Raw genomic sequence first — 15287 nt, 5'->3', positions numbered from 1 at the left:
ACTGAACGTCGGCCGTCCCACGCGTCCCTCCCGAGGTCCGCCCGGCAGGCGGCCGGGGTCAGGCTCCGAGTCCGCGGACCGCCGCCGCGAACGCGTCGCCGCGCTGGTTGTAGTTGGTGAACATGTCCATGGAGGCGCAGGCCGGGGCCAGCAGCACCGTGTCACCGGGCTGAGCGAGCCGCCTCGCTTCCGTCACCGCCTGGAGCATCGCCCCAGTGTCGGTCCGGTCGAGGTCGACCACGGGTACTTCCGGGGCGTGTCGCGCGAGGGCGTCCCGGATCAGCGCCCGGTCGGCGCCGATCAGGACGGCGCCGCGCAGGCGCTTCGCCGACCTGGCGACCAGTTCGTCGAAGACCGCGCCCTTCGCCAGGCCGCCCGCGATCCACACGATCGACTCGTACGCCGCCAAAGAGGCCTCGGCGGCATGCGTGTTGGTCGCCTTGGAGTCGTCCACGTACGCCACGCCGTCGATGTCGGCGACGTGCTCGATGCGGTGGGCGTCGGGCCGGAAGGCGCGCAGACCGTCCCGTACGGCCGTGGCGGGCACCCCGAAGGCGCGGGCGAGGGCCGCCGCCGCGAGGGCGTTGGCGACGTTGTGCGGGGCCGGCGGGCGGACGTCGGAGAGCTCGGCCAGCTCCTGGGCGTTCTTCTGCCGGTTCTCGACGAAGGCCCGGTCGACCAGGATGCCGTCGACGACGCCGAGTTGGGAGGGGGCGGGCGTGCCCAGGGTGAATCCGACCGCCCGGCAGCCCTCTTCGACGTCGGCCTCGCGCACGAGGTCCTCGGTGGCCTTGTCGGCGGCGTTGTAGACGCAGGCGACCTTGTTGCCCTCGTAGATGCGTCCCTTGTCGCGCGCGTACGCCTCCATGGAGCCGTGCCAGTCCAGGTGGTCCGGCGCGAGGTTCAGGACGGCGGCGGAGTGGGCGCGCAGGGAGGGCGCCCAGTGGAGCTGGTAGCTGGACAGCTCCACGGCGAGGACGTCGTACCGCTCGTCGCCGAGGACCGCGTCCAGCAGGGAGACGCCGATGTTGCCGACGGCGGCCGTGCGCAGGCCCGCCGCCTTCAGGATGGAGGCGAGCATCTGCACGGTCGTGGTCTTGCCGTTGGTGCCCGTCACGGCGAGCCAGGGGGCCGCGTCGGGGCCGCGCAGGCGCCAGGCCAGCTCCACGTCGCCCCAGACCGGCACACCGGCCCGCTCGGCGGCGAGGAACAGCGGCTTGTCGGGCTTCCAGCCGGGCGCGGTGACGATCAGCTCGGTGCCTTCCGGCAGGGTCGCCCCGTCGCCGAGGCGCACGGTGATGCCGAGCGCCTCCAGTTCGGCGGCCTGCTCGCGCGCGCGGGCGTGGTCGCCGTCGTCGACGACCGTGACGGCCGCCCCGCGCGCGTGGAGGGCCTTCGCCGCCGGGATGCCGGAGACGCCGAGCCCGGCGACGGTGACGTGCTTGCCCTGGAAGAAGTCAGAAGGCACCGAGGAGGTCACTTGTCCGCTGCCCATCCTGCGTAGAAGAGGCCCAGTCCGACGATCACACAGATGCCCTGGATGATCCAGAAGCGGACCACGACCAGGACCTCGGACCAGCCCTTGAGTTCGAAGTGGTGCTGGAGCGGCGCCATCCGGAAGACGCGCTTCCCGGTGAGCCGGAAGGATCCGACCTGGATGACGACCGACATGGTGATGAGGACGAACAGGCCGCCCATGATGGCCACCAGCAGCTCCGTGCGGGAGAGGATGGCCAGGCCCGTCAGGACGCCGCCGAGCGCGAGCGAACCGGTGTCGCCCATGAAGATCTTGGCGGGCGAGGTGTTCCACCACAGGAAGCCGAGGCAGGCGCCCATCAGCGCGGAGGCGACGACCGCGAGGTCCAGCGGGTCGCGCACCTCGTAGCAGGCGCCGGGGTTGGTGAGGGTCTGCGCGTTGGCGCAGGACTCCTGGAACTGCCAGACGCCGATGAAGGTGTAGGCGCCGAAGACGAGGACGGAGGCGCCGGTGGCGAGACCGTCCAGACCGTCGGTCAGGTTCACGCCGTTCGACATCGCCAGGATCATGAACAGCGCCCAGACCACGAACAGCACCGGGCCGATCGACCAGCCGAAGTCGGTGATGAAGGACAACTTCGTGGACGCCGGGGTGTTCCCGCGCGCGTCGGCGAACTGCAGCGACAGCACCGCGAAGGCGATGCCGACTATCAGCTGGCCGGCCATCTTCGCCTTGGCCCGCAGACCCAGCGAACGCCGCTTGACGATCTTGATGTAGTCGTCGAGGAAGCCGACCAGGCCCATGCCGAACATCAGGCCGAGGACCAGCAGTCCGGAGTAGGTCGGCGGGTAGCCGGTGATGAGCTTGCTCAGGAAGTACGCGGCGATCGTCGCGAGGATGAAGGCGATGCCGCCCATGGTGGGCGTACCGCGCTTGCTGGCGTGCTCCCGGGGGCCGTCGTCGCGGATGTACTGGCCGTAGCCCTTGCGGGCCAGCAGCTTGATCAGCAGCGGCGTGCCGATCAGCGTCAGGAAGAGGCCGATGACGCCCGAGAACAGGATCTGCTTCATCATCGGGCATCAACCCCACGCCCGGCACCGGTCTCGGTCAGCGCCTGGGCGACGCTCTCGAGCCCCACCGAACGGGACGCCTTCACGAGCACGACGTCCCCCGGGCGCAACTCGCTGCGCAACAGGTCGATCGCCGCCTGTGCGTCGGACACGTGCACCGACTCCTCACCCCACGAACCCTCGTTATATGCGCCCAGTTGCAGCCAGGAGGCCTCAATCCCCCCGACGGCGACGAGCTTGCTGACGTTGAGCCGGACGGCGAGCCGTCCGACGGCGTCGTGCTCGGCGAGCGCCTCGTCCCCCAGCTCGGCCATCTTGCCGAGCACCGCCCACGTGCGGCGCCCCTTGCCCATGGCCGCGAGCGCCCTGAGGGCGGCCCGCATGGACTCGGGGTTGGCGTTGTAGGCGTCGTTGACGATGGTCACGCCGTCCGGGCGCTCGGTGACCTCCATGCGCCAGCGGGAGAGGGTGCCCGCCTCGGAGAGCGCGGTGGCGATCTCTTCCGCGGACATGCCCAGCTCATGGGCGACGGCGGCCGCGGCGAGCGCGTTCGACACGTGGTGCTCACCGTACAGGCGCATGGTCACATCGCTTGCACCGGAGGGTGTGTGAAGCCTGAAGGCGGGCTGTCCGCTGTCCGTGAGTCGCACGTTCTCGGCGCGTACGTCCGCTTCGGCCGACTCTCCGAAAAGGACCACCTTCGCCTGGGTACGGGAGGCCATGGCCCGCACCAGCGGGTCGTCGGCGTTGAGGATCGCGGTCCCGTCCCCGGGGAGGGCCTCCACGAGCTCGCCCTTGGCCTGGGCGATCTGCTCACGGCCGCCGAACTCGCCGATGTGGGCGGTGCCGACGTTGAGCACCAGGCCGATCTTCGGCGGGGTCAGCTCGGTGAGGTAGCGGATGTGCCCGATGCCGCGGGCGCCCATCTCCAGCACGAGGAACCGCGTCTCCTCGGTGGCGGTCAGGGCGGTGAGCGGCAGCCCGATCTCGTTGTTCAGCGACTGCGGCGTGAACACGGTCGGCGCCTTGCGGCTCAGCACCTGGGCGATCAGGTCCTTGGTGCTGGTCTTGCCGGCCGAGCCGGTCAGGGCGACGAGGGTCGCGCCGAGCCGCTTCACGACGTGCCGGGCGAGGGCGCCGAGGGCCGTCTGCACGTCCTCGACGACGATCGCGGGCACGCCGACCGGCCGGGACGCCAGCACGGCGACCGCGCCGGCCCGGACGACCTCGGCCGCGTAGTCGTGGCCGTCCACGCGCTCGCCGACGAAGGCGGCGAACAGGCTGCCCGGCGCCACCTCGCGGGAGTCCCGTACGACCGGGCCGGTGACCTGGACGGACGGATCCGGTATGTCGTGCGTCTGCCCGCCGACGACTGCTGCGATCTCGGCGAGGGAGAGGGCGATCACAAGTTCATCCCTGGGTCTTCTGGATAGCTTCGCGAAGCACCTGGCGGTCGTCGAAGGGACGGACGACGCCGGCGATGTCCTGGCCCTGCTCGTGGCCCTTGCCCGCGACCAGCACGGTGTCGCCGGCCTGGGCGCGGCCCACGGCGGCGGCGATGGCGGCGGCCCGGTCCTCGAACACGAGCACCTCTCCGCGCTCGTGCGCGGGCACGGAGGCCGCGCCCTCGAGCATGGTCGCGAGGATGGCGAGCGGGTCCTCGGAGCGTGGGTTGTCGGAGGTCAGTACGGCCGTGTCCGCGAGCCGGGCCGCGGCGGCGCCCATGGGGGCGCGCTTGCTGCGGTCGCGGTCGCCGCCGCAGCCGAGGACGACGTGCAGGCGGCCCTTGGTGACCTTGCGCAGCGCCGTGAGCACCGACTCGACCGCGTCGGTCTTGTGGGCGTAGTCGACCACCGCGAGGTACGGCTGCCCGGCGTCGACGCGCTCCAGGCGGCCGGGGACGCCCGGCACGGCGGCGATGCCGTCGGCGGCGGCCTGCGGGTCGTGGCCGGCCACGGCGAGCGCGACGACGGCGGCGAGGGTGTTCGCCACGTTGAACGGGCCCGGCAGCGGCGACTTGGCGTCGATCCGCTCGCCGTTCGGGCCGAGGACGGTGAACGTCGAGTCCGTGGGCCCGATCCGGACGTCCCTTGCGCGCCAGTCGGCGTCGGGGCGGCCCTCGGCGGAGTAGGTGACGACCGGGACGGTCGCCTCGCGGGCGAGCCGCCGGCCGTACTCGTCGTCGGCGTTGACGACGCCGAGCCTGCTGCGTTCCGGCGTGAACAGCCGCGCCTTGGCCTGGAAGTAGTCCTCCATGCCGGAGTGGAACTCCATGTGCTCCGGGCTGAGGTTGGTGAAGACCGCGACGTCGAAGACGCAGCCGTCGACCCGGCCGAGGACCAGGGCGTGGCTGGAGACCTCCATCGCGACCGCCTCGACGCCCTCTTCGCGCATGACGGCGAACAGGGCCTGCAGGTCGGTGGCTTCCGGGGTGGTGCGCTCGGACTTGATGCGCTCGTCGCCGATGCGGATCTCCACCGTGCCGATGAGGCCGGCCGGGCGGGACACGTCCAGGCCGCCCTTGACGAGATAGGCGGTGGTGGTCTTGCCGGAGGTGCCGGTGATGCCGATCTGGAGCAGGTCGCGTCCCGGGTGGCGGTAGATCGTGGCCGCCAGCTCCCCCATCCGGCCGCGCGGGTCGTCGACGACCAGGACGGGCAGTCCGGTCGCGGCGGCGCGCTCGGCGCCCGTCGGGTCGGTGAGCACGGCGACCGCGCCCAGGCTCGCGGCCTGGGCGGCGAAGTCGGCGCCGTGCCGGCGGGCGCCCGGGAGGGCGGCGTACAGGTCGCCGGGGCGGACGGCGCGCGAGTCGTGGGTGATCCCCGTGACCTCGGCGGCGCCTTCCGGTGCGGTGACACCCAGCAGGCCGGCGAGCTCCGCGAGGGGGGTGGCGGGGAGCGTCGGCCTGGGCAGCCCCGGACGGGTCTCGGGTCGGCCGCTGTGGGTGGTTGGGGACTGATCAGCGTGTGGCACGGCGGTGAGCGTACCGGGCGCACCCGCCCGGGAGCGAAGTGAGGGGCTCTCGGTCCCGTGGTTCCCGGCGTCGGGAGTGATCGTTGTCACGAGCTCGTTCCTGGGGTTCGCGTGGTCCCGGTCAGGGCTTGTAGTCGACGGGCAGGCTGGCGGGCTTCGCCCCGGTCGGCGGGACCTGGAGGGTCTTCAGGGCGAACTCCATCACCTGCTTGTAGATGGGGCCGCAGATCTGGCCGCCGAAGTAGCTGCCCGCCGTGGCGTTCTGGATGGCGCAGTAGACGGTGATGCGGGGGTTGTCCGCGGGGGCGAAACCGGCGAACGACGAGGTGTATCCGCGGTAGCGGCCGGTGGCCGGATCCACACGGTTGGCCGTGCCGGTCTTGCCGGCGACCCGGTACCCGGGGATGCGGGCCTTGATGCCGGTGCCCTGCTCGTCGTCCACGACGGACTCCAGCATCCGGGCGAGGGCCTTGGCGGTCCTCTCGCTGACCACCCGCGTCGTCCGGGGCTTCGGGGCCGGGGTGAAGCGCCCGTCCGGGCCCTTCGTGCCGCGCACCAGGGTCGGCTCGACCCGGACGCCGCCGTTGGCGATGGTCGAGTACACGGACGCGGCCTGCATGGCGTTGATGGAGAAGCCCTGGCCGAAAGGGATCGTGTACTGCTGCGAGGTGGACCACTTCTGCGGCGGCGCGAGGATGCCGGGGGTCTCGCCGGGGAAGCCGAGCCCGGTGTAGCTGCCGATGCCGAACTTGCGCAGGTAGGAGTAGAGGACCTTGTTGGCCTCGGGCTGGGTCCTGCCGAGTTCGCCGGTGGCCAGGATGGTGCCGATGTTGCTGGACTTGGCGAGGACGCCGTTGAGCGTGAGGTACCAGGTGGCGTGGTCGACGTCGTCCTGGAAGAGACGGTCGCCGCGGTGCAGCCGGTTGGGCACGACGACGTGGGTGAGCGGGGTGGCGACGTTCCGCTCCAGCACGGCCGCCATCGACATCACCTTCGCCGTGGAGCCGGGCTCGTAGGCGTCCTGGACGGCCGCGTTGCCCATGGCGTCGCCGTCGGCCTTGGACAGGTCGTTGGGGTCGAAGCCGGGTGAGTTGGCCATGGCCAGGATCTGGCCGGTGCGGGTGTCCTGGACGATGACGTAACCGCGGTCGGCCCGGGACTTCCTCACCTGCTCGGTGATCGCGTCCTGGGCGGCCCACTGGATGTCGCGGTCGATGGTCAGCTCGACGTCGGCGCCCGGCACGGCGGGCGTCTCGGTGGACCCGGCCGTGGGCACCTCGCGGCCGCCCGACTGGGCATACCGGATCTTGCCGTCCTTCCCGGTGAGCTGCTTGTCCAGCGCCTGCTCGATGCCGCCGCCGCCCCGGCCGTCGGCGTTGACCCAGCCCAGTATCCCGGCGGCCAGGTCGCGGTTGGGGTACACGCGCTGGCTGCTGGGGTCCGCGAAGACGCCGGCCAGCACGTTGACCGTCCTCGGGTCCGTCTCCGACTTCTTCGCCAGCGCGGCCTTCAGATCCTTGATCTGCTTCCAGACCTGCGGGGTCTGCCGCGCGGCGAGCCGCGTGTAGCGGGAGTCGCTGTTCGCGGGCCGCAGCTTCCGGGCGATCGCGGCCTGGTCCTGGCCGAGGATCGGCGCGAGCAGCGCGGCGGCCCGCTCCGGGCCGTCGTGGATCTTCAGCTGCTCGGCGTCGAACATCGTCGGGTCGGCCGTGATGTCGTACGCGTCCTCGCTGACGGCAAGGGCCACGCCGTTGCGGTCGGTGATCCCGCCGCGTTCGGCGGCCAGGGTGTGCACCACGTAGCGGTTCTGCTCGGCACGGGCCGCGTAGGCGCTGGCGTCGACGGCCTGCACCTGGAGCAGCCGCACGACGAAGGCGAGCAGCACCAGGGTCAGACCGAGGCTGACCAGACGCAGCCGGGGCCGCGGACTGCCGAGCCGCAGCGGGCGGGGGGCCGGGGGCCGGGCCCCGCCGGGGCGGCGGGCCGGACGGGCGCCGGGCCCGGGCTGCCGCCGGACCGCGCCCCGCGGCCGCGGAGGCTTGGCCGGCCCGGGCACGCGGCGGCGCGGCGGTTGCCTGTCGGACACTTCCGTCACCTGCCGGGGGTCGGGGTGGAGGGGAGCTGGGGGAGGGTGAGCGGCCCGGTCGCCGGTGCGGGGACGCCCTGGGGCAGGGCCGGAATCGTGCCGGGCGCCGCCGGGGCGGAGGCGGGCGGCGACGGGACCGTGCCGGGCGCCGCCGGGGCGGAGGCGGGCGCCGAGGGCACGGGGACGGGGGCCGAGGGGGCGGAGGCGAGGACGGGCCCGGGTCCGGGGGCGAGCGGGTCGGAGAGGTCCGCGGACTCCGGCGCGGGGCTGGGGACGCCCTTGACGCTGCCGTCGGGGCCGAGGAAGGCCGGGTCGCCGCCGGGGACCATGCCCAGTTCACGGGCGCGGCGCTGGAGGGCGCCGGGCGCCGAGTAGCCGTCGATGTCCCGCTGCAGGGCCTGCTCCTCGTCGGTGAGGTTCTTCGTCTGCTTCCGCAGGTCGGCCAGTTCGAACGAGCCCTCGCTGAGCGCCGAGTTCAGCACGAGCAGTCCGATGAGGCCGCCGCCGAGGAGCAGGACGACCAGGAGCACGAACGGGGTGCGGGCCGCCCGGGCGCGGCCGGCCGGGAGGAGCCGGGCGAGCCGGGCGGCCCTCCCCTTCAGTTCCGGTTGCCTGCTCACCGCTCCCCCCGTGGGTCCGGGACGACCAGCCGGCCCGTCTCGCTCACTCGACGTCCTCCCTGATGCGCTCGGCGCCGCGCAGCCTGGCCGGCGCGGCCCGGCGGTTCTCGGCGATCTCTTCCTCGGTGGGAAGTTCGGCACCGCGGGTGAGCAGCTTGAGCCGCGGCTGGTAACGCTCGGGCACGACCGGCAGCCCGGGCGGCGCGGTGGACGCCGCTCCCGCCGCGAACACCTGTTTGACCAGCCGGTCTTCGAGCGAGTGGTACGAGAGCACCGCGATCCGCCCGCCGACGTCCAGGGCCTTGACGGCGGCCGGGATCGCCCGCTCCAGGACGGCGAGTTCACCGTTGACCTCGATGCGCAGCGCCTGGAAGGTGCGCTTGGCCGGGTTGCCGCCGGTGCGCTTGGCGGCCTGCGGGAGGGCGTCGCGGATCAGCGCGACGAGCCGGGCGCTGTTGGCGAACGGCTCCTTCTCGCGCTCGCGGACGATCGCGGAGACGATCCGCTTGGCCTGCTTCTCCTCGCCGTAGGCGCGCAGGATGCGCACGAGTTCGCCCGCCGGGTAGGTGTTGAGGACCTCGGCGGCGCTGATCCCGGTCGTCTGGTCCATCCGCATGTCCAGGGGCGCGTCCTGGGCGTAGGCGAAGCCGCGGTCGGCCTCGTCGAGCTGCATGGAGGACACCCCGAGGTCGAACAGCACCCCCTGCACGCGCGCGACGCCGAGCCGGTCCAGGACGTCCGGCAGCTCGTCGTACACGGCGTGCACGAGCGTGGCGCGGTCCCGGTACGGCTCCAGCCGCTCGCCGGACAGCCGCAGCGCCTCCTTGTCGCGGTCGAGGCCGATCAGCCGCGCCCCGGGGAACCGGGCCAGCAGGGCCTCGCTGTGGCCGCCGAGGCCGAGGGTGCAGTCGACGACCACGGCGCCCGGGCGCTCCAGGGCGGGCGCCAGCAGGTCCAGGCACCGCTGGAGCATCACCGGTACGTGTCGACGTTGGCTCAAGGGGGCCTCTCAGGATCCGGCGCGGGATACGCACCGCCGCGGGTCCTCGCCGGCTCGTGACGGGGCGGCCTGCCGGCGCCGGAAGCGTCAGCCGACCGGAGCGGGAGGAGGCCGAGCCGTACGTACGCGCCGCGCACGCGGGGAGACCTCCGGACGTGCGCCGGGGTCTTCAGGGGGTTTCACCAGCGGGAAGAGCCGCGCCTCCCGCTTCGCGCCACTTTAGTCCACCCCGTCTCGGGGTCAATCAACCGGCCTGCGCGTCGCGCACCGCGGCGGGACGGGAGCGGGAATCCGCGCGTGTTCACCCGTCCGGGGCAGGTTCGGCCTCCCTGTGGGTTCGCTCACAACAAGACGCGATGACGTTCTTTGTCCCCTCTCACAGCAGGCCGGAACGGCAGGTGACCGTTAACGTCGTCACCATGACGACTTCTGCAGCAGTGCCCACTGGATCCGAAGGCGCCATGACTCCTGGCGACCGTGTGACCGACCGCCTCGTCGAGGCCAACCGGCGGTACGCCGAGGCCTTCACCGACCCGGGCATGGACGCCCGGCCCGTCCTCAAGGTCGCCGTCGTGGCCTGTATGGACGCCCGCCTCGACCTGCACAAGGCGCTCGGCCTGCAACTCGGCGACTGCCACACCATCCGCAACGCCGGCGGTGTGGTGACCGACGACGTCATCCGCTCCCTGACCATCAGCCAGCGGGCGCTGGGGACCCGCAGCGTGGTGCTGATCCACCACACCGGCTGCGGCCTGGAGTCCCTCACCGAGGACTTCCGGCACGAGCTGGAGATGGAGGTCGGCCAGCGACCGGCCTGGGCGGTGGAGTCCTTCCGGGACGTCGACCAGGACGTGCGCCAGTCCATGCAGCGGGTGCGCACCTCGCCGTTCCTGCTCCACACCGACGACGTCCGCGGTTTCGTCTTCGACGTGCGCACCGGTCTGCTGCGCGAGGTGGACCCGGCCTGACCCGGGCGCCGGCCGGCCGCCCCGGAACGCATCCCGCCGCCTCCGTGTCGAAAACATGGTCGAAAAAGCCGTACCACCGGCATCGTTCGGGCAGTTGTCCACAGGCGAGTGACACGAATCGGTAACGGCGGCAAGAATGCGGGGTGTGACGTCACGCGGAACTTCTCCCGCGTGGTGTCCGTGTTTCGGGGTGGGCCGGTTCCGCATCGGGAGCCGGCCCGGAAAGAACGGGCCGAGGAGGGCCGGGTGACGACCTATGACGATCGAGCGAGCCTCACTGACGTGACCGCCACGGTGGAGCGGGTGCGCGGTTCGGTGGAGGGCGTGATCGAGGGCAAGCCCGAGGTCGTACGGCTCGCGCTGACCGTGCTGCTCGCCGAGGGGCATCTGCTGATCGAGGACGTCCCCGGGGTGGGCAAGACGATGCTCGCCAAGGCGCTGGCGCGGTCCGTGGACTGCTCGGTGCGGCGCATCCAGTTCACGCCGGACCTGCTGCCCTCGGACATCACGGGTGTCTCCATCTGGGACCAGCAGCGCCGGGACTTCGAGTTCAAGCCGGGCGCCGTTTTCGCGCAGATCGTGATCGGCGACGAGATCAACCGCGCCTCGCCCAAGACCCAGTCGGCGCTGCTGGAGTCCATGGAGGAGCGGCAGGTCACCATCGACGGGCAGACGTACGAACTGCCCAGCCCCTTCATGGTGGTGGCCACCCAGAACCCGGTCGAGATGGAGGGCACCTATCCGCTGCCGGAGGCGCAGCGCGACCGCTTCATGGCCCGCGTCTCCGTCGGCTACCCGAGCGTGGAGGCCGAACTGCGGATGCTCGACGTCCACGGGGGCGTCAGCCCGCTGGAGGACCTCCAGCCGGTGGCGCACGCGCACGAGATCGTGAAGCTGGTCGAGGCCGTGCGCGAGGTGCACGTCTCCGAGGCGGTCCGGCGGTACGTCGTCGAACTGGTCGCCGCCACGCGCACGCACCCCGACCTCAGACTCGGCGCCTCGCCGCGCGCGACGCTGCACCTGCTGCGCGCCGCCAAGGCGTCCGCGGCGCTCGCCGGCCGGGAGTACGCGCTGCCGGACGACGTCCAGGCGCTCGCCGTCGCCGTCCTCGCCCACCGCCTGCTGCCCACCGCCCAGGCCCAGCTCGAGCGCCGCACGGCCGAACAGGTGGTGCTGGAGATCCTCCAGCACACCCCGGTGCCCGCGGCCCCGCCGCAGCAGAACGCCTTCGGCGGCCTGGGCCGCGCCGTCCCGGCCTGTCCCCCGCAGTCACCGCGGGGTCTGTGATGGATGCCGGGGGGACGCCGGCGGAGCCCGACCGCGGGGAGGCGGGCGGGATCCGTACGGCCCTCGCGGGGCTGACCACCCGTGGCCGCTCCTTCCTGGCCGCCGGGATCGCCGCCGCGATCTGCGCGTACGTACTGGGCCAGAGCGATCTGCTCCGAGTCGGCCTGCTGCTGGCCGTGCTCCCCCTGATCTGCGCGGCCGTGCTGTACCGCACGCGTCACCGGGTGGCCGCCGGCCGCCGCCTCTCCCCCGCGCGCGTGCCCGCAGGCGGCGAGGCCCGGGTGCACCTGTGGATGGACAACGTCTCCCGGCTGCCCACCGGTCTGCTGATGCTGCAGGACCAAGTGCCGTACGTCCTCGGGCCGCGGCCCCGGTTCGTGCTGGACCGGATCGAGCCGGGCGGGCGCCGCGAGGTCTCCTACCGGGTCCGGTCGGACCTGCGGGGCCGCTATCCGCTGGGCCCGCTGCAGCTACGGCTCACGGACCCCTTCGGAATGTGCGAGCTGGCCCGCTCCTTCGCCGCGGCCGACACCCTGACGGTGATCCCGCGCGTGGAGCCGCTGGCCCCGGTCGGCTTCGGCGGCGAGGCCCAAGGGCGCGGCGACGGGCGGCAGCGCTCGCTGGCCTTCGCGGGCGAGGACGACGTGATCCCCCGGGAGTACCGCTACGGCGACGACCTGCGCCGGGTGCACTGGCGGTCCACCGCGCGCCACGGCGAGCTGATGGTGCGCCGCGAGGAGCAGCCCCGGCGCTCCCGGTGCACCGTGCTGCTGGACACCCGGGGCGGGGCCTTCGCGGGGGCGGGCCCGGACTCGGCCTTCGAGTGGGCGGTCTCCTGCGCCGCCTCGGTGCTCGCGCACCTGCTGGAACGCGGCTTCTCGGTACGGCTGCTCACCGACACCGGCAGCGTGGTGCCCGGCGAGGGCGCCGGCGGTTTCGCCGGCACCGGCCAGGACACCGCGGACACGGCCGGGCTGATGATGGACACCCTCGCGGTGATCGACCACTCCGACGGCGCGGGCCTGTCCCGGGCGTACGACGTGCTGCGCGGCGGCGACGGGGGGCTGCTGGTCGCCTTCCTCGGCGACCTGGACGAGGAGCAGGCCACGACGGTCGCCGGGATGCGCCGGCGCAGCGGCGCCGCCGTCGCCTTCGTGCTGGACCCGGACACCTGGACGCGGGAGGCGACGGACGTGCCCCGCCCGCGCGGCGGGCACGAGCGGCGGCTGCGGCTGCTGCGCGAGGCGGGCTGGACGGCGCTGAGCGTGCCGCGCGGCGCGTCGCTGGACGAACTGTGGCGGCGGGCGGACCGGGAGCGTTCGGGCCTGGCCGCCCTGAGCGGGGAGGCACGGGGATGAGCGGGCGGGCACGGCTGACCCTGTGCGCGGCGGCGGCCACGCTGATGGCCTCGTGCGCGCTGCTGCCTCTGGTCGTCGAGCCGACCTGGCTGCTGGAGCTGGCGCCGCTGGTGGCGGTGCAGACCGGTGTGGGCGCCGCGGCCCGGCGGGTGCCGCTGGGCCGGCCGCTGACCGTGGCGGCGCAGGCGCTCGCCACCCTGCTGCTGCTCACGCTGGTCTTCGCCCGCCGGCACGCCCTCCTCGGGTTCGTCCCCGGCCCGGACGCCTTCCGGTACCTCGCCGGGCTGCTGCAGGCCGGCGCCGACGACGTCGCCCGGTACGCGATACCGGCGCCGCTGTCCGACGGCATCCAGCTGATGCTGATCGGCGGCGTGCTGGTGATCGGGCTGCTGGTGGACACGCTCGCGGTGACCTACCGCAGTGCGGCCCCGGCCGGGCTGCCGCTGCTCGCGCTGTACTCGGTGGCCGCGGGCCTGTCCGACGGCGGCGCCGAGTGGCTGTGGTTCCTGGTGGCGGCGGCCGGCTATCTGATGCTGCTGCTCGCGGAGGGCCGGGACCGGCTGGCGCAGTGGGGCCGGGTCTTCGGCGGCGCACCCCGCGCCCCGGGCGCGCCGGAGGGCGGCGCGGTGACGCCGGTGCGCACCGGCCGCCGGATCGGCGCGGTGGCGCTCGGCGTCGCCCTGGTGGCGCCGCTCGCCCTGCCCGCGATGCACGGCGGCCTGCTGGACGGCACCGGGGCCGGCGTGGGGGCGGGCGACGGCGACGGGGGCACGATCTCGGCGGTCAACCCGCTGGTGTCGCTGCGCGACAGCCTGAACACGAACGACGACCGTCTGCTGCTGTCCGTGCGGACCAGCACGAACGACGTCTCCGGCCTGTACCTGCGGATCGTCTCCCTGGACGCCTTCGACGGCACCACGTGGAAGCCGGCCCGGCGGCGCGTCGTCGGCGTGCCGGACACCCTTCCCGCACCGGCCGGCCTTCGCGCCGGCGTCGAGCGCAGCGAGGTGAGGACGACCGTCACGGCCGCGGACACCTATGCGCAGGACTGGCTGCCGATGCCCTACCCGCCGAGCGACGTGGAGATCAGCGGCCGGTGGCGGTACGAGCCCGTCGGCATGACCCTCGTCGGCGACCACGGCCAGACCACGCGCGGCGAGACCTACGACGTGACCAGTCTGGACGTGCGGCCGACCGCGCGGCAGCTGGCCTCCGCCCCGCAGCCGCCGGCGGCCCTGCGGCGCGAGTACACCAAGGTGCCGTCCTCGCTGCCGAAGGTCGTGGCACGCACCGCCGAGGAGGTCACGGCGGGCGCGAGCACGCACTACGAGGAGGCCGTCAAACTCCAGGACTACTTCGCCGTCACCGGCGGGTTCCAGTACGACACCCGGGTGGAGGTCGGCCGCGGCCCCAACGCCATAGCGAACTTCCTGGAGAAGAAGGAGGGCTTCTGCGTCCACTTCTCCTTCGCGATGGCGGCGATGGCCCGCACCCTGGGCATCCCGGCCCGGGTGGCGGTGGGCTTCGCGCCCGGCACTCCGCAGGCCGACGGCACGGTCGCGGTGAACCAGAAGGACGCGCACGCCTGGCCCGAGCTGTACTTCGAGGGGGTGGGCTGGACCCGCTTCGAGCCGACCCCCACCCGCGGCAGCACTCCGTCGTACACCCAGGCGGACACGCCCGGCACCTCGCTGCCGGAACAGACGCTGCCGTCCAAGAACGCCTCTTCGGCGCCCTCGGCGGCGGCTTCGCCGAACGAGAGCTGCACCGGCGGGCCGCGCGGGCTTCAGGGGTGCGGCAGCCCGTCCGCCGCGGCCGTCCCGCACCGCGGGGACGGCGGGACGAGCCCGTGGTGGTGGCTGCCGGCCGGGCTGGGCGTGCTGCTGCTCGCGGCGGTTTCGCTGGCGCCGCTGCTGTGGCGGGCGCGGGTGCGCGCGGCACGGCTCGGCGGTCACGCCCGGACGCCGGAGGGCACGGCGGCGCACACCCTGGCCGTCTGGCAGGAGCTGACGGACAGCGCATGGGACCACGGCATCGCGCCGGACGGGTCGCTGACCCCGCGCAGGGCCGCCGCCCGCATCGTCGGGCTGGGGGGTCTCGATCCGGCGGCCGGGGCGGCGGTGCACCGGGTGGCGGACGCCGTGGAGCAGGTGCTGTACGCGCCCCGGCCGCCCCGTGCGGCGGGCGCGGCCCAGGACGTGCGCCGGGTGATCGAGGCGCTACGGGCAAGGGCGACCACCCGGACGCGGCTGCGGGCGCTGTTCCTGCCCCGCTCGGCCGTCCGCGTGCTGTGGGCGGTGTCGGCCCGCCGGTCGGCGCTGACGTCCCGGGCGGCGGCCCGGATGGCGCCGCGCCGCCCTTCGCAGCAGCGGGGCTGAGCAGCGCCGCGTGCCGAGAGGCGCAGCCGGACCGGGGAGCGCAGCCGGACCGGGGAGCGCAGCCGGACCC

The 15287-nt window shown here is 73.6% G+C and carries 11 protein-coding genes; 4 read left to right on the top strand and 7 right to left on the bottom strand.

The features are described from left to right. Positions 1-58 precede the first annotated feature (58 nt). From murD to rsmH, 7 genes are all read right to left on the bottom strand, one after another. Positions 59-1495, bottom strand: coding sequence for a UDP-N-acetylmuramoyl-L-alanine--D-glutamate ligase (murD, locus tag ABZ261_RS23265; protein ID WP_356862121.1), 1437 nt, complete (start codon positions 1493-1495; stop codon positions 59-61). After that, positions 1477-2547 (bottom strand): phospho-N-acetylmuramoyl-pentapeptide-transferase, encoded by a 1071-nt coding sequence (mraY, locus tag ABZ261_RS23260; RefSeq protein ID WP_356862154.1) that lies wholly within the window; start codon positions 2545-2547, stop codon positions 1477-1479. The genes murD and mraY overlap by 19 nt, the downstream gene beginning before the upstream one ends. Continuing rightward, a complete protein-coding gene (gene murF / locus ABZ261_RS23255; RefSeq protein ID WP_356862119.1) occupies positions 2547-3953 on the bottom strand; it encodes a UDP-N-acetylmuramoyl-tripeptide--D-alanyl-D-alanine ligase in 1407 nt (468 codons plus the stop codon). The genes mraY and murF overlap by 1 nt, the downstream gene beginning before the upstream one ends. A 4-nt stretch (positions 3954-3957) precedes the next feature. After that, on the bottom strand, positions 3958-5520 hold the full coding sequence (locus ABZ261_RS23250) for a UDP-N-acetylmuramoyl-L-alanyl-D-glutamate--2,6-diaminopimelate ligase (RefSeq protein WP_356862117.1): 1563 nt from the start codon (positions 5518-5520) through the stop codon (positions 3958-3960). Between the two features lie 121 nt (positions 5521-5641). Next, positions 5642-7606, bottom strand: a complete 1965-nt coding sequence (locus ABZ261_RS23245; protein WP_356862115.1) for a penicillin-binding transpeptidase domain-containing protein — start codon at positions 7604-7606, stop codon at positions 5642-5644. 5 nt (positions 7607-7611) lie between these two features. Further along, complete coding sequence (locus ABZ261_RS23240; protein ID WP_356862114.1) at positions 7612-8226, bottom strand: septum formation initiator family protein; 615 nt, start codon at positions 8224-8226, stop codon at positions 7612-7614. 43 nt (positions 8227-8269) lie between these two features. Then, a complete protein-coding gene (rsmH, locus tag ABZ261_RS23235) occupies positions 8270-9226 on the bottom strand; it encodes a 16S rRNA (cytosine(1402)-N(4))-methyltransferase RsmH (protein ID WP_356862112.1) in 957 nt (318 codons plus the stop codon). Between the two features lie 356 nt (positions 9227-9582). Here rsmH and ABZ261_RS23230 point away from each other — a divergent pair, with 356 nt between their 5' ends. The 4 genes from ABZ261_RS23230 (at position 9583) to ABZ261_RS23215 (ending at position 15217) form a co-directional block, all read left to right on the top strand. Beyond that, positions 9583-10194: a carbonic anhydrase gene (locus ABZ261_RS23230; RefSeq protein ID WP_356862110.1), complete on the top strand. Its 612-nt coding sequence runs from the start codon at positions 9583-9585 to the stop codon at positions 10192-10194. A 246-nt stretch (positions 10195-10440) separates the two neighbouring features. Beyond that, entirely contained in the window at positions 10441-11481 is a 1041-nt protein-coding gene (locus ABZ261_RS23225) for a MoxR family ATPase (protein WP_356862108.1), read from the top strand. After that, entirely contained in the window at positions 11481-12839 is a 1359-nt protein-coding gene (locus ABZ261_RS23220; RefSeq protein WP_356862106.1) for a DUF58 domain-containing protein, read from the top strand. Before ABZ261_RS23225 ends, ABZ261_RS23220 begins: the two co-directional genes overlap by 1 nt. Then, complete coding sequence (locus tag ABZ261_RS23215) at positions 12836-15217, top strand: DUF3488 and transglutaminase-like domain-containing protein (protein WP_356862104.1); 2382 nt, start codon at positions 12836-12838, stop codon at positions 15215-15217. Before ABZ261_RS23220 ends, ABZ261_RS23215 begins: the two co-directional genes overlap by 4 nt. The last annotated feature ends 70 nt before the right edge of the window (positions 15218-15287 follow it).

Source organism: Streptomyces sp. NPDC006193, assembly GCF_040613915.1.
Classification (GTDB): domain Bacteria; phylum Actinomycetota; class Actinomycetes; order Streptomycetales; family Streptomycetaceae; genus Streptomyces.
Note: the sequence above shows the minus strand (reverse complement) of the source record. Positions and strands in the feature narration are given on the sequence as shown.

Bases quoted from the DNA above. Each gene is read 5' to 3' on its own strand.
- murD (WP_356862121.1), bottom strand. From the start codon at position 1,495: ATGGGCAGCGGACAAGTGACCTCCTCGGTGCCTTCTGACTTCTTCCAG.
- mraY (WP_356862154.1), bottom strand. From the start codon at position 2,547: ATGAAGCAGATCCTGTTCTCGGGCGTCATCGGCCTCTTCCTGACGCTG.
- ABZ261_RS23220 (WP_356862106.1), top strand. From the start codon at position 11,481: ATGGATGCCGGGGGGACGCCGGCGGAGCCCGACCGCGGGGAGGCGGGC.
- ABZ261_RS23215 (WP_356862104.1), top strand. From the start codon at position 12,836: ATGAGCGGGCGGGCACGGCTGACCCTGTGCGCGGCGGCGGCCACGCTG.
- ABZ261_RS23230 (WP_356862110.1), top strand. From the start codon at position 9,583: ATGACGTTCTTTGTCCCCTCTCACAGCAGGCCGGAACGGCAGGTGACC.